The sequence below is a fragment of the Janthinobacterium sp. GW822-FHT07H11 genome (assembly GCF_058798615.1).
The window spans coordinates 814,434-830,243 of sequence record NZ_CM179507.1 but is presented as its reverse complement, the minus strand read 5'-3'; the positions used below and the strand labels follow the sequence as shown (position 1 = coordinate 830,243).

Here is a 15,810-nt window from a genome sequence, read left to right as displayed (position 1 = left end):
GCCTGGCTTTCTCAGATGCAATTACTGAGATTACTCGCCAGCAACTTCAACTGCTTCGGTCGTATCTGGACGATCCATCAGTTCAACGAACGCCATAGGAGCGTTATCGCCGACGCGGAAACCCATTTTCAGGATACGCACATAACCACCGTTACGGTTGGCAAAACGTGGGCCCAGTTCAGCGAACAGCTTGACGACCATTTCGCGGTCGCGCAGGCGGTTGAAGGCCAGACGCTTGTTTGCCAGGGAGTCGGTTTTGCCCAGGGTCAGAATTGGCTCGACAACGCGGCGCAGTTCTTTTGCTTTTGGCAGGGTGGTTTTGATCGCTTCGTGACGCAGCAGCGATACTGTCATGTTGCGCAGCATTGCCAGACGGTGGGACGAGGTACGATTCAGTTTACGGAGGCCGTGACCGTGACGCATGATAAATCCTTTCGGTGAGTGTTTAAATCCAGTTCTTCGATCAATGAAACCTGGGGCTTCATCGCGGACCGGTTTGGTACTTCAAAAATAAAAGCCTGGGACACCTGTCCCAGGCAGTTTGCGACAACTACGAATTACTTTTCCAGGCCGGCAGGCGGCCAGTTTTCCAGCTTCATGCCCAAGGTCAAGCCGCGCGATGCCAGCACTTCCTTGATTTCGTTCAGGGACTTGCGGCCCAGGTTTGGCGTTTTCAGCAGTTCGTTTTCCGAACGTTGGATCAGGTCGCCGATGTAGTAGATGTTTTCCGCTTTCAGGCAGTTCGCCGAACGCACGGTCAACTCCAGGTCGTCGACTGGACGCAACAGGATAGGATCGACCAGCGGAGCGCGCGATGGCGCTTCGGCGGCAGCTTCCGTGCCTTCCAGGGCAGCGAACACATTCAACTGGTCCACCAGGACGCGGGCCGACTGGCGGATCGCTTCTTCCGGCGAGATCACGCCGTTGGTTTCGATGTTGATGATCAGCTTGTCCAGGTCGGTACGCTGTTCAACGCGGGCCGATTCAACGAAGTACGATACGCGGCGCACTGGCGAGAACGACGCATCGAGAATGATGCGGCCGATGGTCTTGTTCGTGTCTTCCGACAGGCGACGCACGTTACCAGGAACGTAGCCGCGGCCTTTTTCAACCTTGATCTGCATGTCCAGCTTGCCACCGGCGGTCAGGTGGGCGATCACGTGGTCAGGGTTGATCAGTTCGACGTCATGCGGCAGGTCGATGTCGGAGGCCAGGATTGCGCCTTCGCCTTCTTTTTTCAGGGTCAGGGTTACCGAATCGCGGTTGTGGACTTTGAAAACCACACCCTTCAAGTTCAGCAACAGATCGACGACGTCTTCTTGCACGCCATCGAGGGAGGAATATTCGTGGACGACGCCAGCGATCGTCACTTCGGTCGGCGCGTAGCCCACCATCGACGACAGCAGAACGCGGCGCAACGCGTTACCCAATGTGTGGCCATAGCCGCGCTCGAACGGTTCCATCACGACCTTGGCGTGACCTGCACCGAGAGCTTCAACATCGATAATACGTGGCTTCAACAAACTGTTTTGCATGAAATGTCCTTTTCAATACCCTCGGCTCATTACACCGATAAGGCTGATGGCATTAGTGAAACGCCCACTTTACCGAAGCAAAGTGGGCGGAGATCTTGCTACTGACTACTATTAACGCGAGTACAGCTCGACGATCAGCGATTCGTTGACGTCGTTAGCGATTTCGTTACGCTCTGGCAGGGACTTGAAGGTACCTTCCATTTTCTTGGCATCAACCGAAACCCAGCTAGGCATGCCAACTTGTTCGGCCAGCGACAGTGCTTCAACGATACGCACTTGCTTTTTCGATTTTTCACGAACAGCGATGATGTCGCCAACTTTGACCGAGTACGAAGCGATGTTCACAACGATACCGTTCACGGTGAACGCTTTGTGGCTGACCAATTGACGCGCTTCAGCGCGGGTCGAGCCAAAGCCCATGCGGTAGCAAACGTTGTCCAGACGCGTTTCCAGCAACTTCAACAGCGTTTCGCCGGTGTTGCCTTTACGACGGTCTGCTTCAGCGAAGTAGCGGCGGAATTGACGTTCCAGCACGCCGTACATGCGCTTGACTTTTTGCTTTTCGCGCAGTTGGTTACCGTAGTCCGAGGTGCGGGCGCCGGATTTGACACCGTGCTGGCCTGGCTTGACGTCCAGTTTGCACTTGCTGTCCAGCGAGCGACGTGCGCTCTTCAGGAACAGGTCTGTACCTTCACGGCGGGAGAGTTTTGCTTTAGGTCCGATATAACGTGCCACGATACTTCCTTTTTTTAAATGATAACGCCCCAGCCACATGCATGATCAAACACACTGATGCGGTTAGGCGCTAGTCTGATTTGGTTTCAATCAGACGGTGGCTGAAAACGAAAAACCCGTCAAACAGGATTTGACAGGCAAGAACAGCCGGGCAGTATAACCGTTTCCGGCTCCCTGCTCCAGCGTTTTCACACAACTGTACTGAGTTACAACAGACAGCAAAGCAGCTGGCGCCGAAGCGCCCTCTGCAACACTATCTTAGATACGACGACGTTTCGGTGGACGGCAACCGTTGTGCGGTACCGGCGTCACGTCCTGGATCTCGGTGATCTTGATGCCCAGGTTGTTCAGCGCGCGAACAGCGGATTCACGACCAGGACCTGGGCCCTTGATACGCACTTCCAGGTTCTTGACGCCACACTCAACAGCCACTTTACCAGCGGCTTCCGCGGCGACCTGCGCTGCGAACGGGGTCGATTTACGCGAACCCTTGAAGCCTGCACCGCCGGAGGTAGCCCACGACAAGGCATTGCCTTGACGATCGGTGATGGTAATGATGGTGTTATTGAACGATGCGTGGACATGTGCGATGCCTTCAGCGACGTTCTTTTTAACTTTTTTACGCACGCGTGCTGATGCGGCGTTATTTTGCGACTTGGCCATAATTATTCCCTAGCGGATTATTTTTTCAGCGATTGAGCGGCTTTACGCGGTCCCTTGCGGGTACGTGCGTTCGTACGCGTACGCTGGCCACGGCAAGGCAGACCCTTGCGATGACGCATGCCGCGGTAGCAACCCAGATCCATCAAACGCTTGATGTTCATGGACAGTTCACGACGCAGATCGCCTTCGACGATGAATTTACCTACTTCATCGCGCAGTTTTTCCAGTTCGCTGTCATCCAGATCTTTGATCTTTTTGTTGGTTGCTACACCGGTCGATGCACAGATTTTCTCTGCGCGTGGACGGCCCACACCGTAGATGGCCGTCAGGCCGATAACGGTATGCTGATGATTTGGGATATTAACCCCTGCAATACGTGCCATTTGTTATTCCTCGATTAACCTTGACGCTGCTTGTGACGTGGTTCCACGCAGATAACGCGGACTACGCCTTTGCGCTTGATGATCTTGCAGTTGCGGCAGATCCGCTTGACTGATGCGAGAACTTTCATTTTTGGGCTCTTTCTTTCGCTTCTTTGGTTTGATTCAGTGTGTTACTTGGTACGGAACACAATGCGGGCTCGGCTCAGGTCGTACGGCGTCAACTCCACCGTCACCTTGTCTCCAGGGAGAATGCGAATATAGTTCATCCGCATTTTACCTGAAATATGCCCGAGCACCACGTGTCCGTTCTCCAGCTTCACTCGAAATGTTGCATTTGGGAGATTCTCAAGAATCTCGCCCTGCATCTGTATGACGTCGTCTTTTGCCATTCGGTATGTTTACCGCGCTTAACGCGTCGGAATTCCGCCCTTGAAATTTGCTTTGCGCAGCAGCGAATCATATTGCTGCGACATCACGTAGTTCTGTACTTGCGCCATGAAATCCATGGTGACAACTACAATAATCAATAAAGAAGTACCGCCGAAATAGAATGGTACTTTCCACTGGGCTTGCATAAATTCCGGCAATAAACACACCAGGGTGATGTAGACTGCGCCGGCAAGTGTCAAGCGTGTCAGGATCTTGTCGATGTAACGGGCTGTCTGCTCGCCTGGACGAATCCCGGGAATGAACGCACCGCTTTTCTTCAAGTTATCCGCTGTTTCCTTGCTGTTAAATACCAGCGCTGTATAGAAGAAACAGAAAAACACGATCGCCACTGCGTACAACAGCGCATGGATAGGCTCACCAGGCCCCATCGATGCTGCCAAATCTTTCAAGAACCGCACCGCAGGGTTAGCGTTGTCGGCGCCCTTTGAAAACCAGTCCACGATAGTGGCCGGAAACAAGATGATCGAAGAAGCAAAGATCGGCGGGATCACGCCGGCCATGTTCAGCTTCAACGGCAAATGGCTGGTTTGACCGCCATAAATCTTGTTGCCTACCTGGCGCTTCGCGTAATTGACCAATATTTTGCGCTGACCGCGTTCGACGAATACGACGAAGAACGTTACCAGTGCTACCAGGATCACGATGAAAATCGCTGAAAAGCTGCTGATCGAGCCATTCGACACCTGAGTGAACAAGCCACCCAACGCCGACGGCAGACCGGCTGCAATCCCGGCAAAAATGATGATCGAGATGCCATTACCCAAACCACGCTCGGTAATCTGCTCACCCAACCACATCAAAAACATTGTTCCGGTCAACAAAGTGACGACCGTCACGAAGCGGAATGCAAGACCAGGTTCCAACACCAGACCAGCTTGCGACTCCAGTGCGACTGCAATGCCTAACGCCTGGAACAGTGCCAGGGCAACCGTAAAGTACCGGGTGTACTGGGTGATCTTGCGACGACCTGCTTCGCCTTCTTTTTTCAACGCTTCCATCTGCGGTGACACGATCGACAGCAATTGCATGATGATCGAGGCCGAGATATAAGGCATGATACCCAGCGCAAACACTGTAAAACGAGACAAGGCACCGCCCGAGAACATGTTGAACATGCCCAGGACGCCGCCTTCGTGCTCCTTGAACAGCGAGGCTAATTGTGTCGGGTCAATCCCGGGAACCGGGACGTGAGCACCGATACGATAAACCACCAATGCGCCAAGCAAAAACCAGAGCCGTCCCCAAGGGAAACCGGCCGCTGCACTTTTAGCAAGTTGTGGATTAGTCGCCAATTTTCGCTCCGATCAAGCTGTTAGCGGTCAACTCAGGCTACCGAGCCGCCGGCTGCTTCGATGGCGGCTTTCGCGCCAGCGGACACTTTCAAGCCCTTCAAATTCACCGCTTTGGTGATTTCGCCGGACAAGATCACGCGCACGTCACGGGCCAACACGCCCAGAACGCCAGCTTGCTTCAAGACCAGAATGTCGACTTCGCCAACAGCCAGGTTGTTCAGATCGGACAGGCGCACTTCAGCTTTGAAGGTTGCGTGCATCGATTTGAAACCGCGCTTAGGCAGACGGCGTTGCAGAGGCATCTGACCGCCTTCGAAACCGACTTTATGAAAGCCGCCCGAACGCGATTTCTGACCTTTGTGACCACGACCCGAGGTTTTACCCAGGCCGGAGCCGATACCGCGACCGACGCGACGCTTGTAGTGCTTAGCGCCTTCGGCTGGTGCAATAGTATTCAATTCCATGATTTGCTCCGTTCGTGTAAGCCCGAAGGCTTACCCGACAACTTTAACGAGATACGATACTTTATTGATCATGCCGCGTACGGATGGGGTGTCTTGCAATTCGGAAACCGAATTTACACGACGCAGACCCAGACCGCGCACGGTAGCGCGATGCGATTCGCGCGTACCGATCAAGCCCTTGACCAATTGCACTTTGACTGTGTTTGTCATTTTGTCCACCTTAAGCCAGAATGTCTTCGACCGACTTGCCGCGCTTGGCAGCGATATCGGAAGCAGTGCTCATTTTCGACAGGCCGTCCAGCGTAGCGCGTACCAGGTTGTATGGGTTGTTCGAACCGGTGGATTTCGCCACCACGTCCGTCACGCCCATCACTTCGAAGATAGCGCGCATGGCGCCACCAGCGATCACGCCGGTACCAGGCTTAGCCGGGTTCATCATGACCTTGGAGGCACCATGACGACCAACAACCGTGTGATGCAAGGTACCGTTTTTGAGCGGCACTTTGATCAGGTTGCGACGAGCTTCTTCCATTGCTTTCTGCACGCCAACTGGCACTTCTTTCGATTTGCCCTTGCCCATGCCGACGCGGCCATCGCCATCACCAACTACGGTCAGCGCGGCGAAACCCATGATACGACCACCCTTGACCACTTTGGTCACGCGGTTGATCGCGATCATTTTTTCGCGCATGCCATCATCCGGCTTGTCGCTTTGCATTTTTGCTTGCATTTTTGCCATGATTGATCCTTAGAACTTCAGACCGGCTTCGCGTGCGGCTTCTGCCAACGCTTTCACACGGCCGTGGTAACGGAAACCGGAGCGGTCGAACGCAACTTCGGTAATTCCTGCTTTCAACGCTTTTTCAGCGACGCGCTTGCCGATCAAGGCTGCAGCAGCGGCATTGCCGCCTTTGCCGGACTGACCTGCCAGTTCAGCGCGAACTTCCGCTTCAGCCGTCGAGGCCGAAACCAGGACTTTAGCGTCCGGGCTGATCAGGTTGGCGTAAATGTGCAGGTTGGTGCGATGCACCGACAAGCGATTTACTTTCAGTTCCGCAATCTTGATGCGGGTTTGGCGTCCGCGGCGAAGCCGTGATTCTTTCTTATCCATCGTCAGCCCCTAATTACTTCTTCTTGGTTTCTTTAAGCTTAACCACTTCGTCCGCATAGCGAACGCCCTTGCCCTTATAAGGCTCAGGAGCGCGGTAAGCACGAACTTCAGCGGCTACCTGGCCAACCTGTTGACGGTCGATACCTTTAATCAGGATCTCGGTCGGGGTTGGTGTTGCGCAGGTAACGCCGGCTGGCATGTCATGCACTACAGGGTGCGAGAAACCCAGGGACAGATTCAGCTTGTCGCCTTGAGCTTGCGCCTTGTAACCCACGCCTACCAGGTTCAGCTTTTTCTCGAAACCCTTGGTGACGCCAACGACCATGTTGTTGACCAGTGCGCGCAGCGTGCCGGACATGGCATTGGCTTCGCGGCTGTCGTTCGCCACGTCGAAACTCAGGGTTCCTGCATTGTTTTCTACTTTGACCAGGCCGGTGAGGGCTTGGGAAAGCACGCCCAGCGGGCCTTTTACGGTGATCGCTTGTGCGGAGATGGCGACTTCGGCGCCAGCTGGCACTACGATAGGCATTTTAGCTACTCGAGACATGTGTAACTCCTTAAGCCACGTAGCAAATAACTTCGCCGCCGACACCGGTAGCGCGTGCTTTGCGGTCAGTCATGACGCCTTGCGGAGTCGACACGATCGCCACACCCAAGCCATTCATCACAACAGGGATCTCGTCTTTACCCTTGTAGACGCGCAGACCCGGACGGGACACGCGCTCCAAGCGCTCAATGACGGGACGGCCAACATAATACTTCAAACCGATCTTCAGTTCCGCCTTGCCACCAGCTTCGGCAACAGCGAAATCTTCAATGTAACCCTCGTCCTTCAGGACGTTGGCAATCGCAATTTTGACTTTCGACGATGGCATGGCCACGGTCGTTTTTTGCACGCCTTGTGCGTTGCGAATGCGGGTCAGCATATCGGCGATAGGATCGCTCATACTCATTGCATATTCTCCTATTACCAGCTTGCTTTTGTCATACCCGGAATTTCACCACGCATGGCGAATTCACGGAGCTTGATACGACCCAGACCGAATTTACGGAATGTGCCGCGCGGACGACCGGTGATGGCGCAACGGTTACGTTGACGCGTCGGGTTCGAGTTACGTGGCAGCGCCTGCAGTTTCAGGCGAGCTTCGTAGCGCTCTTCTTCCGATTTCGATTGGTCATCGACGATGGCCTTGAGAGCTTCGCGCTTAGGGGCGAATTTCGCCACCAGGTCAGCACGCTTGATCTCACGATTAATCAGTGACAGTTTGGCCATGATCAGTTCCTGAAAGGGAATTTAAAGGCGGCGAGCAAAGCTTTGGCTTCGTCATCGGTCTTAGCGGTTGTCGTGATGCTGATATTCATACCGCGCAACGCGTCAATCTTGTCGTATTCGATTTCAGGGAAAATGATCTGTTCCTTGACACCGATGTTGTAGTTACCGCGACCATCAAATGCACGGCCGTTCACACCACGGAAATCGCGTACGCGTGGCAGAGCCACGGTAATGAAGCGATCCAGGAACTCGTACATGCGAGCGCCGCGCAGGGTGACCATCGTACCGATCGGATAACCTTCACGGATTTTGAAGCCTGCGATCGCTTTGCGGGACTTGGTGGTCACTGGCTTCTGGCCGGCGATCTTGGTCAAGTCGGCAACAGCGTGCTCGAGAACTTTTTTATCCGCGATGGCCTCACCAACACCCATGTTCAGGGTGATCTTGGTCAGGCGTGGAACTTCCATCACCGACTTGTAACCAAACTTGCTGGTCAGGTCGGCAACGACTTTTTCTTTATAGAATTCTTGGAGACGTGCCATGATTTCTTAAGCCTTCACTACTTCGCCGGAGGATTTAAAGATGCGGACTTTCTTGCCGTCCACTTCTTTGAAACCCACGCGATCTGCCTTGCCAGTCGCTGCATTAAACAATGCAACGTTGGACACGTGAATTGGCATGGTCTTATCGACGATACCACCAGTTACGCCAGTCATCGGGTTTGGCTTAGTCGCTTTTTTAGCGATGTTAATGCCGTCAACCACGATATGTTCAGCATCGATACGCTGCTGTACCACACCACGTTTGCCCTTGTCTTTCCCGGTCAGAACGATGACTTCGTCGTTTTTACGAATCTTATCCATTACGACTCCTTACAGGACTTCCGGTGCCAGGGACACGATTTTCATGAACTTCTCAGTGCGCAGTTCGCGCGTGACAGGTCCAAAAATACGGGTACCGATCGGTTCCAGCTTGGCGTTCAACAGTACGGCGGCATTGCCGTCGAACTTCACCAGGGAACCGTCTTGGCGGCGAACACCTTTAGCGGTGCGCACAACCACGGCGTTATAAATTTCACCTTTTTTGACACGGCCACGTGGCGCAGCAACCTTGACGGTTACCTTGATCACATCGCCAATGCCAGCATAACGGCGCTTGGAGCCGCCCAATACCTTGATGCACATTACTTCTTTGGCACCGGTATTGTCAGCCACTTCGAGCCGGCTTTCAGTTTGAATCATAGTATTCTCTTTCCCAACTTAAGCCGAAGAATCCACACAATGTAGACCCACGGTCAGTCTTGGTCCCGCCAGAGCCGCCCTGCTGGGCTTCACTGTTTGGGTGCATGACCTTCATACATCAACTGACCGCGAATGCTACTGTCTGTGGCCAGACACTTTGCGGCGTTACATGAACGAAGCCCGCAAGTATTACATACAATTTGCGGGCCTGCAAGTACTAATTAAAACCCACCGCCGAAACGGTGGTTTTTATTTAAACGGTTGGTGCGGCTTGAACCACACGTGTCACCGTCCATGCCTTCGTTTTCGAGATCGGGCGACCTTCCTGGATCTCGACCGTATCACCGGCCTTGACTTGGTTGGTCTCGTCATGCGCGTGATACTTGTTCGAACGCATGATGATCTTGCCATACAAAGGATGTTTTACGTGGCGCTCGATCAGAACGGTAACGGTCTTGTCCATCTTGTCCGAAACCACTTTACCGATCAGCGTGCGCTTGAGCGACTGTTTCACTGGTTCGTTCATTTGGCTTCCTTCAGATTCATTACCGTCTTCACACGCGCGATATCGCGGCGTACCTTCTTGAGCTGCGAAGTGTTGCTCAGCTGTTGCGTAGCGATTTGCATACGCAGGCCGAACTGTGCCTTCAACAGGTCATTCAGCTCTTTTTGCAGAGCCGGCTGGTCCTTGCCGCGGAGTTCAGATGCTTTCATATACAACTCCAATTATTGGCCGACTTGACGTACGACAAACGTCGTAGCCAGTGGCAGTTTAGCGGCGGCAAGACGGAAAGCTTCCCGTGCCAGCGCTTCATCAACGCCATCCATTTCGTACAGTACTTTGCCTGGCTGAATTTCAGCGACGTAGTACTCAGGATTACCTTTACCGTTACCCATACGGACTTCAGCCGGTTTGTTCGAAATCGGTTTATCCGGGAAAATACGGATCCAGATACGGCCACCGCGCTTGATGTGACGCGTCATTGCACGACGCGCCGCTTCAATTTGACGCGCAGTGATACGACCGCGCGCAACTGCCTTCAGACCGAATTCGCCAAACGACACGGCGGTGCCGCGGCTGTGCGAAATACCGGTATTACGGCCTTTCTGCTCTTTACGATACTTTCTGCGTGCTGGTTGCAGCATGATTATTCTCCTGCTTTCTCAGCTGGTGCTGCTGCGGCGGCCGGTTTAGCGGCGGTACGCACACGTGCACCTGGTGCTGTGGATGGTTTCGCACCGGCACCGGCTGGACGTGGACGGCCAGCTGGCTTGCCATCGTCACGGCGTGGGCCGCGGCTTTTCTTCTCGTCAGCTGGGGTATCGATGACTGGTGCATCGCCGTTAGGCGCGCGGTCACCCTTGTATACCCACACCTTGACACCGATGATGCCGTAGGTGGTCGACGCTTCGCTGGTACCGTAGTCGATATCGGCGCGCAGGGTATGCAGAGGCACGCGGCCTTCGCGGTACCACTCTTTACGCGCGATTTCGATGCCGTTCAGACGACCGGACGACATGATCTTGATACCGAGAGCACCCAGGCGCATTGCATTTTGCATTGCACGCTTCATGGCGCGGCGGAACATGATCCGTTTTTCCAGCTGCTGAGCGATCGAATCGGCGATCAGTTGCGAGTCGATTTCTGGCTTGCGAATTTCTTCGATGTTCACGTGAACAGGTACGCCCATGATCTTGGTCAAAGCGGACTTCAGTACTTCGATGTCTTCGCCTTTTTTACCAATGACCACGCCTGGACGCGAGCTGTAGATCGTGAAGCGCGCGTTCTTGGCTGGGCGCTCGATAACGATGCGGCCAACGGAAGCGTTCTTCAGTTTCTTTTTCAGGTAAGCACGTGCTTTCAAGTCTTCGTTCAGCATGGCAGCGAAATTACCGTTGCCTGCATACCAGCGCGAAGCCCAGTTACGGGTGACCGCCAGACGGAAACCGGTTGGATGAATTTTCTGACCCATCGTGGCTCCTTAGTTACCGACAGTCACGTAAACGTGACAGGATTGTTTCGAAATACGGTCGCCACGGCCTTTTGCACGCGCGGTGAAGCGCTTCAAGACCGGACCTTTTTCGACGTAGATCGTTTTCACGAACAATTCGTCGATGTCGGCGCCATCATTGTGCTCGGCGTTCGCAATTGCGGATTCCAGAACACGCTTGATGATCGCAGCACCTTTTTTCGGGCTGAATTGCAAGATGTTGAGTGCTGCGTCAACTTTCTTGCCACGGATCAGGTCAGCAACCAGGCGGCCCTTTTGGTCCGACAGGCGCACACCTTTGAGGATAGCTTTAGTTTCCATTATTTCTTAGCCTTTTTGTCAGCTGCATGGCCCTTGAACGTACGGGTCAGTGCGAATTCGCCGAGCTTGTGACCAACCATGTTTTCGGAAACATAAACCGGCACGTGCAGCTTGCCGTTATGTACCGCGATCGTCAGGCCGATGAAGTCAGGCATGATTGTCGAACGACGCGACCAGGTTTTGATTGGCTTTTTGTCTTTGGCTGCTTGCGCGGCTTCAACTTTTTTCACCAGGTGGGCGTCACAGAACGGCCCTTTTTTCAATGAACGTGTCATGTGCTACCCCTTATTTCTTGCCGCGGCGCGAGACGATCATGGAAGTAGTACGCTTGTTGCTGCGTGTCTTCTTACCCTTAGTCTGTTGGCCCCAAGGCGAAACTGGATGACGACCAGCTGCTGTTTTACCTTCACCACCACCGTGCGGGTGATCGACCGGGTTCATGACCACACCGCGAACGGTAGGACGAACACCGCGCCAGCGCATCGCGCCAGCCTTACCGATTTTACGCAGGCTGTGCTCGGCATTGCCGACTTCACCAACCGTAGCACGGCACTCGATGTGCACGCGACGTACTTCACCCGAGCGCAGACGCACTTGAGCGTAGGTGCCTTCACGTGCCATCAGCACAACGCCAGCGCCGGCGGTACGTGCCATTTGGGCACCTTTACCTGGCAGCATTTCGACGCAATGCATCACGGTACCGACTGGGATGTTACGGATTGGCAAGCAGTTACCCGATTTGATCGGTGCTTCCGAACCGTTCATCACGCTGTCGCCAACGGCCATGCCTTTGGTTGCGATGATGTAGTGACGTTCGCCGTCGGCGTAGCACAACAGAGCGATATTCGCGGTGCGGTTTGGATCGTATTCGATACGTTCCACTTTCGCTGGAATACCATCTTTGGTGCGCTTGAAGTCGATCAAGCGATAGTGTTGCTTATGACCACCACCGATATGACGGGTGGTGATGTGACCGTTGTTGTTACGACCAGCGGTCTTGGATTTCTTTTCAACCAGGGCAGCGAACGGACGACCTTTGTACAGGTCGGCATTCACCACCTTCACCATGCCGCGACGGCCTGGCGAGGTTGGTTTCATCTTAACGAGTGCCATTATGCAGCCTCCTCGGAGAAGTTGATTTCCTGGCCAGGCTTCAGGCACACGAAAGCACGCTTGGTATGGTTACGACGACCGTTGAACTTGCCGGTGCGCTTTTGCTTACCTTCGCGGTTTGCAGTTTGCACGGACAGAACTTCAACCTTGAACAGCAGTTCGACCGCTGCCTTGATTTCAGGCTTGGTTGCATCCGGCAGTACGCGGAATACAATTTGCTCGTTCTTTTCCGCGACCATGGTGGCCTTTTCGGAAATCACGGGCGCCAACAGCACCTTCATCAAGCGTTCTTCGCTATGTTTCAAAATCGCGCTCATGCCAGCATCTCCTCAATCTTGGCCAATGCAGCTTTGGTGACCAGGATCTTCTTGTAGAACACCAGGGACATCGGGTCTGCGTGACGTGGCTCAACGACGAGTACGTTAGGCAGGTTGCGCGATGCCAGTTCCAGGTTTTCGTTCAGAACGTCGGTGATGATCAGAACCGAATCAAAGCCCAGGCCGTTCAATTTTTGCGACAGCAGCTTGGTTTTTGGCGCGTCGATCGTCAGATCGTCGATGACGATCAGGCGCTCTTCGCGAGCCAGCTGCGACAGGATCGAGCAGATACCTGCGCGATACATTTTTTTGTTCACTTTGTGGGTGAAGTTTTCGTCAGGCGAGTTCGGGAAAATCCGACCACCGCCGCGCCACAGTGGCGACGACGACATACCAGCACGAGCACGGCCGGTACCTTTTTGGCGCCATGGCTTTTTCGTCGTGTGGTGAACTTCTTCACGGTCTTTTTGCTTGCGGTTACCACTACGTGCATTCGCTTGATAAGCGATGACGACTTGGTGGATCAGCGCTTCGTTGTAGTCACGGCCGAAAATCGTATCGGCTGCAGCAACGTTCGAGGCGGCTTGACCTTGCGCATTCAGAAGCTTGAGTTCCATCGTTTAAGCTCCCTTCTTGGCTTTGGTTTTGATGGCTGGCGAGACAACTACCTGGCCATTTTTCGCACCTGGAATCGCACCTTTGACCAGCAGCAGCTGACGGTCGGCATCGATACGGGCGATCACGAGGTTCTGGATCGTACGGTTAACGTCACCCAGATGACCGGTCATGCGCTTACCAGGGAAAACGCGACCTGGATCTTGTGCCATACCGATGGAACCTGGAACGTTGTGCGAACGCGAGTTACCGTGCGTTGCACGGCCAGAAGCGAAGTGGTAACGTTTGATAACGCCTGCATAGCCTTTACCGATGGTAACGCCTTGCACGTCGATCTTTTGACCGACTTCGAACAGGGAAGCGGCGACAACATCGCCAGCTTTCAGTTCAGCGGCTTTGGCAGCGTCGACACGGAACTCTTTCAACAGAGTACCGGCTTCAACACCAGCTTTAGCGTGATGACCAGCAACAGCTTTGGTCACGCGGGATGCGCGACGTTGACCGAATGCGACCTGAACAGCGGAATAGCCATCTGTTTCAGGGGTTTTGATTTGCGCAACACGGTTGTTCGATACGTCCAGCACGGTGACAGGAATCGAGTCCCCTTCATCCGTGAAAATGCGCATCATACCAACCTTGCGACCGAGAAGGCCTAGGCTCATTTTTTCTCCATTCCCACCTGCGATTGGGCGGGGCTTGTTTAACTACAAAGTAACGTAGGACTCAAAAAAGACGAATCCATACCGAAGCCGGCTAGTATATAGCACAAAAACCCTTGACGCAACAAGTTAACACGAGGTATGTCAAAGTGTTGCGCAGCGCCACTGCGACAGTTGTCAGCGGCGCTGCCAAGGTCGGCTAACTTGGCATAGATCGCCTATTCATGCGGCTCTGCAGCGGGCGCCACCGCCCCCTTGCCCACCTGGTACCAGTCGACCTTGCGCGTGGCCACCATGATGGCCGCCAGCACGGCGAACAACAGGATGCTGCCCATCACCAGCGCATTGTTTTCCGAGCTCAATAATCCAAACAGCGCGCCATACAGCATGGTCAGGGCCACGCCGAAGCCCAGGCCGCGCCTGGCGTCGTGCAATACGTGCGCCAGGTAAAAGCTGGTCAGCGCGATGCAGGCGGCGCTGGCGCTCAGGTAGGCGGCCAGGAAGGCGATATGCTCGGCCAGCCCCACCAGCAGCAGGAAGAAGATCACCAGCGACAGGCCCACCAGCAGGTATTGCACCGGATGAATGGGCAGGCTCTTCAGTATTTCAAAGATGAAGAAGGCGGCAAAGGTCAGCGCCACGAACAGCAAGCCATATTTGGTGGCCCGGTCCGACTGTGAATATACATTCACCGGCTCGATGAAGCCCACGCTGAAGCGCTCGACCTGGCCCAGCGGCGCGCTGTCGGGCACCTTGAACTCGCCCTCGATGGCGCTCAGCTGCGTTTGCGCATTGGTCGCCAGCGACGAGATGTTCCAGTCCACGCTGAAGCCTTGGGCGTCGATCTGCCGGTTTTTCGGCGAAGGCAGGAAGCGCCCGCCAAACTGCGGATGGGGCCAGTTCGACTTGATGTGGATCTGAGTGTTTTTCGCAACCGGCACGAAATGCTGGCGCTCGATGCCATCGAGGCCCAGGTCAAAGCTGAAGCGCACCTGCTGCGGCGACGCCAAAGGCAGGCCGCCCAGCGGCGCATGCAGGCCGCTGCGGAAGGCGAACAAGTCGGAGCCCTGTTCGAACTCGATCTTCCGGCCACCCCAGTCGATCTTCGGGATATTGCGGATGCCGCGCACGTCCTCGATCGACAGGGCAACAAAGGGTTCGCCCACGGTCACGCGCGAATCGGGCGACTTGCGCGGCAGCTGGGCGCCGGCCGGCACCGTAAAGTCGCCCTTGAACGCATGCTGGCCGCTGTAGACCAGCACCTGGTGGATGCCGCGGTAGCGGCGGTCCGTCTCGATGCTGCCATTGACCTGCAAGTCATTCGGATACACGAGCAGGCGGCGCTGCACCGTGCGGCGCAGCAATTCCGTGCGTACCGGCAATTTCACGTCCTGCGCCTTGTCGTCGCCCTTGGCCACTTCCACGCGCTCCTCGTACTGCTCGGTGTAGGGAATCACCAGGATGGGACCGATGATGGTTTGCTCGCGCACCGAATCGGCGGCGATGCTGTTGACGGCCTCCTGGCGGAATTCCATCCGCTCCTTGATGGTTTCCTGAATCATCAGCAACGGCAGGCCGATCAGCAACATCAAGCCGAACACGATCAACGCTTTGACGAATAAAGTTTTTTGCATGGCGCATCCTTGA

General features: G+C 54.6%; 29 protein-coding genes. All 29 read right to left on the bottom strand.

What is annotated here, in order from left to right:
* Positions 1 to 30: 30 nt before the first annotated feature.
* A complete protein-coding gene (rplQ, locus tag AC3RCJ_RS03690) occupies positions 31 to 423 on the bottom strand; it encodes a 50S ribosomal protein L17 (RefSeq protein ID WP_034753219.1) in 393 nt (130 codons plus the stop codon).
* Positions 424 to 557: 134 nt separating this feature from the next.
* Positions 558 to 1,535: a DNA-directed RNA polymerase subunit alpha gene (locus tag AC3RCJ_RS03685; RefSeq protein WP_008444343.1), complete on the bottom strand. Its 978-nt coding sequence runs from the start codon at positions 1,533 to 1,535 to the stop codon at positions 558 to 560.
* 111 nt (positions 1,536 to 1,646) lie between these two features.
* A complete protein-coding gene (gene rpsD / locus AC3RCJ_RS03680) occupies positions 1,647 to 2,270 on the bottom strand; it encodes a 30S ribosomal protein S4 (RefSeq protein WP_038496998.1) in 624 nt (207 codons plus the stop codon).
* Between the two features lie 258 nt (positions 2,271 to 2,528).
* A complete protein-coding gene (rpsK, locus tag AC3RCJ_RS03675) occupies positions 2,529 to 2,933 on the bottom strand; it encodes a 30S ribosomal protein S11 (RefSeq protein WP_010394475.1) in 405 nt (134 codons plus the stop codon).
* A gap of 17 nt (positions 2,934 to 2,950) precedes the next feature.
* The gene (rpsM, locus tag AC3RCJ_RS03670) at positions 2,951 to 3,316 is read right to left on the bottom strand and encodes a 30S ribosomal protein S13 (RefSeq protein WP_046681666.1); all 366 of its coding nucleotides are present in this window, start codon (positions 3,314 to 3,316) and stop codon (positions 2,951 to 2,953) included.
* Positions 3,317 to 3,330: 14 nt separating this feature from the next.
* Entirely contained in the window at positions 3,331 to 3,444 is a 114-nt protein-coding gene (gene rpmJ / locus AC3RCJ_RS03665; RefSeq protein ID WP_010394471.1) for a 50S ribosomal protein L36, read from the bottom strand.
* Positions 3,445 to 3,486: 42 nt separating this feature from the next.
* A complete protein-coding gene (gene infA, locus AC3RCJ_RS03660; protein ID WP_005663428.1) occupies positions 3,487 to 3,705 on the bottom strand; it encodes a translation initiation factor IF-1 in 219 nt (72 codons plus the stop codon).
* A gap of 18 nt (positions 3,706 to 3,723) precedes the next feature.
* Positions 3,724 to 5,058 (bottom strand): preprotein translocase subunit SecY, encoded by a 1,335-nt coding sequence (gene secY / locus AC3RCJ_RS03655; protein ID WP_492956887.1) that lies wholly within the window; start codon positions 5,056 to 5,058, stop codon positions 3,724 to 3,726.
* 32 nt (positions 5,059 to 5,090) lie between these two features.
* The gene (gene rplO, locus AC3RCJ_RS03650) at positions 5,091 to 5,522 is read right to left on the bottom strand and encodes a 50S ribosomal protein L15 (protein WP_038497011.1); all 432 of its coding nucleotides are present in this window, start codon (positions 5,520 to 5,522) and stop codon (positions 5,091 to 5,093) included.
* 30 nt (positions 5,523 to 5,552) lie between these two features.
* On the bottom strand, positions 5,553 to 5,732 hold the full coding sequence (gene rpmD, locus AC3RCJ_RS03645; protein WP_010394435.1) for a 50S ribosomal protein L30: 180 nt from the start codon (positions 5,730 to 5,732) through the stop codon (positions 5,553 to 5,555).
* 10 nt (positions 5,733 to 5,742) lie between these two features.
* Positions 5,743 to 6,261, bottom strand: a complete 519-nt coding sequence (rpsE, locus tag AC3RCJ_RS03640) for a 30S ribosomal protein S5 (protein WP_086147731.1) — start codon at positions 6,259 to 6,261, stop codon at positions 5,743 to 5,745.
* Between the two features lie 9 nt (positions 6,262 to 6,270).
* On the bottom strand, positions 6,271 to 6,633 hold the full coding sequence (rplR, locus tag AC3RCJ_RS03635; protein WP_010394431.1) for a 50S ribosomal protein L18: 363 nt from the start codon (positions 6,631 to 6,633) through the stop codon (positions 6,271 to 6,273).
* Positions 6,634 to 6,646: 13 nt separating this feature from the next.
* Positions 6,647 to 7,180 (bottom strand): 50S ribosomal protein L6, encoded by a 534-nt coding sequence (gene rplF, locus AC3RCJ_RS03630; protein WP_071325661.1) that lies wholly within the window; start codon positions 7,178 to 7,180, stop codon positions 6,647 to 6,649.
* Positions 7,181 to 7,190: 10 nt separating this feature from the next.
* Positions 7,191 to 7,586, bottom strand: coding sequence for a 30S ribosomal protein S8 (gene rpsH / locus AC3RCJ_RS03625; RefSeq protein WP_071325662.1), 396 nt, complete (start codon positions 7,584 to 7,586; stop codon positions 7,191 to 7,193).
* Positions 7,587 to 7,600: 14 nt separating this feature from the next.
* Positions 7,601 to 7,906, bottom strand: coding sequence for a 30S ribosomal protein S14 (gene rpsN / locus AC3RCJ_RS03620; RefSeq protein ID WP_010394423.1), 306 nt, complete (start codon positions 7,904 to 7,906; stop codon positions 7,601 to 7,603).
* Between the two features lie 2 nt (positions 7,907 to 7,908).
* Complete coding sequence (rplE, locus tag AC3RCJ_RS03615) at positions 7,909 to 8,448, bottom strand: 50S ribosomal protein L5 (protein ID WP_010394421.1); 540 nt, start codon at positions 8,446 to 8,448, stop codon at positions 7,909 to 7,911.
* 6 nt (positions 8,449 to 8,454) lie between these two features.
* Complete coding sequence (rplX, locus tag AC3RCJ_RS03610) at positions 8,455 to 8,769, bottom strand: 50S ribosomal protein L24 (RefSeq protein ID WP_034753204.1); 315 nt, start codon at positions 8,767 to 8,769, stop codon at positions 8,455 to 8,457.
* A 9-nt stretch (positions 8,770 to 8,778) separates the two neighbouring features.
* A complete protein-coding gene (gene rplN, locus AC3RCJ_RS03605; protein ID WP_008444317.1) occupies positions 8,779 to 9,147 on the bottom strand; it encodes a 50S ribosomal protein L14 in 369 nt (122 codons plus the stop codon).
* Between the two features lie 253 nt (positions 9,148 to 9,400).
* Positions 9,401 to 9,673, bottom strand: a complete 273-nt coding sequence (rpsQ, locus tag AC3RCJ_RS03600) for a 30S ribosomal protein S17 (protein WP_010394415.1) — start codon at positions 9,671 to 9,673, stop codon at positions 9,401 to 9,403.
* Positions 9,670 to 9,861, bottom strand: coding sequence for a 50S ribosomal protein L29 (rpmC, locus tag AC3RCJ_RS03595; protein WP_010394412.1), 192 nt, complete (start codon positions 9,859 to 9,861; stop codon positions 9,670 to 9,672). Before rpmC ends, rpsQ begins: the two co-directional genes overlap by 4 nt.
* Positions 9,862 to 9,873: 12 nt before the next feature.
* Positions 9,874 to 10,293, bottom strand: coding sequence for a 50S ribosomal protein L16 (gene rplP, locus AC3RCJ_RS03590; protein WP_038497037.1), 420 nt, complete (start codon positions 10,291 to 10,293; stop codon positions 9,874 to 9,876).
* Positions 10,294 to 10,295: 2 nt separating this feature from the next.
* Positions 10,296 to 11,120, bottom strand: coding sequence for a 30S ribosomal protein S3 (gene rpsC, locus AC3RCJ_RS03585; RefSeq protein WP_034753199.1), 825 nt, complete (start codon positions 11,118 to 11,120; stop codon positions 10,296 to 10,298).
* Positions 11,121 to 11,129: 9 nt separating this feature from the next.
* On the bottom strand, positions 11,130 to 11,462 hold the full coding sequence (gene rplV, locus AC3RCJ_RS03580) for a 50S ribosomal protein L22 (RefSeq protein WP_170840583.1): 333 nt from the start codon (positions 11,460 to 11,462) through the stop codon (positions 11,130 to 11,132).
* Positions 11,459 to 11,734, bottom strand: a complete 276-nt coding sequence (gene rpsS, locus AC3RCJ_RS03575) for a 30S ribosomal protein S19 (protein WP_008444295.1) — start codon at positions 11,732 to 11,734, stop codon at positions 11,459 to 11,461. Before rpsS ends, rplV begins: the two co-directional genes overlap by 4 nt.
* A gap of 10 nt (positions 11,735 to 11,744) precedes the next feature.
* The gene (rplB, locus tag AC3RCJ_RS03570; protein WP_034753198.1) at positions 11,745 to 12,572 is read right to left on the bottom strand and encodes a 50S ribosomal protein L2; all 828 of its coding nucleotides are present in this window, start codon (positions 12,570 to 12,572) and stop codon (positions 11,745 to 11,747) included.
* The gene (gene rplW, locus AC3RCJ_RS03565; RefSeq protein WP_010394398.1) at positions 12,572 to 12,889 is read right to left on the bottom strand and encodes a 50S ribosomal protein L23; all 318 of its coding nucleotides are present in this window, start codon (positions 12,887 to 12,889) and stop codon (positions 12,572 to 12,574) included. Before rplW ends, rplB begins: the two co-directional genes overlap by 1 nt.
* A complete protein-coding gene (gene rplD / locus AC3RCJ_RS03560; RefSeq protein WP_034753197.1) occupies positions 12,886 to 13,506 on the bottom strand; it encodes a 50S ribosomal protein L4 in 621 nt (206 codons plus the stop codon). The genes rplW and rplD overlap by 4 nt, the downstream gene beginning before the upstream one ends.
* A gap of 3 nt (positions 13,507 to 13,509) precedes the next feature.
* Positions 13,510 to 14,166 carry a 50S ribosomal protein L3 gene (rplC, locus tag AC3RCJ_RS03555; protein ID WP_010394393.1) on the bottom strand — a complete coding sequence of 219 codons (657 nt, stop codon included), beginning with the start codon at positions 14,164 to 14,166 and terminating at the stop codon, positions 13,510 to 13,512.
* Positions 14,167 to 14,381: 215 nt separating this feature from the next.
* The gene (gene creD, locus AC3RCJ_RS03550; RefSeq protein ID WP_492956888.1) at positions 14,382 to 15,797 is read right to left on the bottom strand and encodes a cell envelope integrity protein CreD; all 1,416 of its coding nucleotides are present in this window, start codon (positions 15,795 to 15,797) and stop codon (positions 14,382 to 14,384) included.
* Between the last annotated feature and the right edge of the window lie 13 nt (positions 15,798 to 15,810).

Coding starts and splice junctions, on each gene's coding strand:
- rplQ (WP_034753219.1), bottom strand. CDS start 423: ATGCGTCACGGTCACGGCCTCCGTAAACTGAATCGTACCTCGTCCCAC.
- AC3RCJ_RS03685 (WP_008444343.1), bottom strand. CDS start 1,535: ATGCAAAACAGTTTGTTGAAGCCACGTATTATCGATGTTGAAGCTCTC.
- rpsK (WP_010394475.1), bottom strand. CDS start 2,933: ATGGCCAAGTCGCAAAATAACGCCGCATCAGCACGCGTGCGTAAAAAA.
- rpsM (WP_046681666.1), bottom strand. CDS start 3,316: ATGGCACGTATTGCAGGGGTTAATATCCCAAATCATCAGCATACCGTT.
- rpmJ (WP_010394471.1), bottom strand. CDS start 3,444: ATGAAAGTTCTCGCATCAGTCAAGCGGATCTGCCGCAACTGCAAGATC.
- infA (WP_005663428.1), bottom strand. CDS start 3,705: ATGGCAAAAGACGACGTCATACAGATGCAGGGCGAGATTCTTGAGAAT.
- rplO (WP_038497011.1), bottom strand. CDS start 5,522: ATGGAATTGAATACTATTGCACCAGCCGAAGGCGCTAAGCACTACAAG.
- rpmD (WP_010394435.1), bottom strand. CDS start 5,732: ATGACAAACACAGTCAAAGTGCAATTGGTCAAGGGCTTGATCGGTACG.
- rpsE (WP_086147731.1), bottom strand. CDS start 6,261: ATGGCAAAAATGCAAGCAAAAATGCAAAGCGACAAGCCGGATGATGGC.
- rplR (WP_010394431.1), bottom strand. CDS start 6,633: ATGGATAAGAAAGAATCACGGCTTCGCCGCGGACGCCAAACCCGCATC.
- rplF (WP_071325661.1), bottom strand. CDS start 7,180: ATGTCTCGAGTAGCTAAAATGCCTATCGTAGTGCCAGCTGGCGCCGAA.
- rpsH (WP_071325662.1), bottom strand. CDS start 7,586: ATGAGTATGAGCGATCCTATCGCCGATATGCTGACCCGCATTCGCAAC.
- rpsN (WP_010394423.1), bottom strand. CDS start 7,906: ATGGCCAAACTGTCACTGATTAATCGTGAGATCAAGCGTGCTGACCTG.
- rplE (WP_010394421.1), bottom strand. CDS start 8,448: ATGGCACGTCTCCAAGAATTCTATAAAGAAAAAGTCGTTGCCGACCTG.
- rplX (WP_034753204.1), bottom strand. CDS start 8,769: ATGGATAAGATTCGTAAAAACGACGAAGTCATCGTTCTGACCGGGAAA.
- rplN (WP_008444317.1), bottom strand. CDS start 9,147: ATGATTCAAACTGAAAGCCGGCTCGAAGTGGCTGACAATACCGGTGCC.
- rpsQ (WP_010394415.1), bottom strand. CDS start 9,673: ATGAACGAACCAGTGAAACAGTCGCTCAAGCGCACGCTGATCGGTAAA.
- rpmC (WP_010394412.1), bottom strand. CDS start 9,861: ATGAAAGCATCTGAACTCCGCGGCAAGGACCAGCCGGCTCTGCAAAAA.
- rplP (WP_038497037.1), bottom strand. CDS start 10,293: ATGCTGCAACCAGCACGCAGAAAGTATCGTAAAGAGCAGAAAGGCCGT.
- rpsC (WP_034753199.1), bottom strand. CDS start 11,120: ATGGGTCAGAAAATTCATCCAACCGGTTTCCGTCTGGCGGTCACCCGT.
- rpsS (WP_008444295.1), bottom strand. CDS start 11,734: ATGACACGTTCATTGAAAAAAGGGCCGTTCTGTGACGCCCACCTGGTG.
- rplB (WP_034753198.1), bottom strand. CDS start 12,572: ATGGCACTCGTTAAGATGAAACCAACCTCGCCAGGCCGTCGCGGCATG.
- rplW (WP_010394398.1), bottom strand. CDS start 12,889: ATGAGCGCGATTTTGAAACATAGCGAAGAACGCTTGATGAAGGTGCTG.
- rplD (WP_034753197.1), bottom strand. CDS start 13,506: ATGGAACTCAAGCTTCTGAATGCGCAAGGTCAAGCCGCCTCGAACGTT.
- rplC (WP_010394393.1), bottom strand. CDS start 14,166: ATGAGCCTAGGCCTTCTCGGTCGCAAGGTTGGTATGATGCGCATTTTC.
- creD (WP_492956888.1), bottom strand. CDS start 15,797: ATGCAAAAAACTTTATTCGTCAAAGCGTTGATCGTGTTCGGCTTGATG.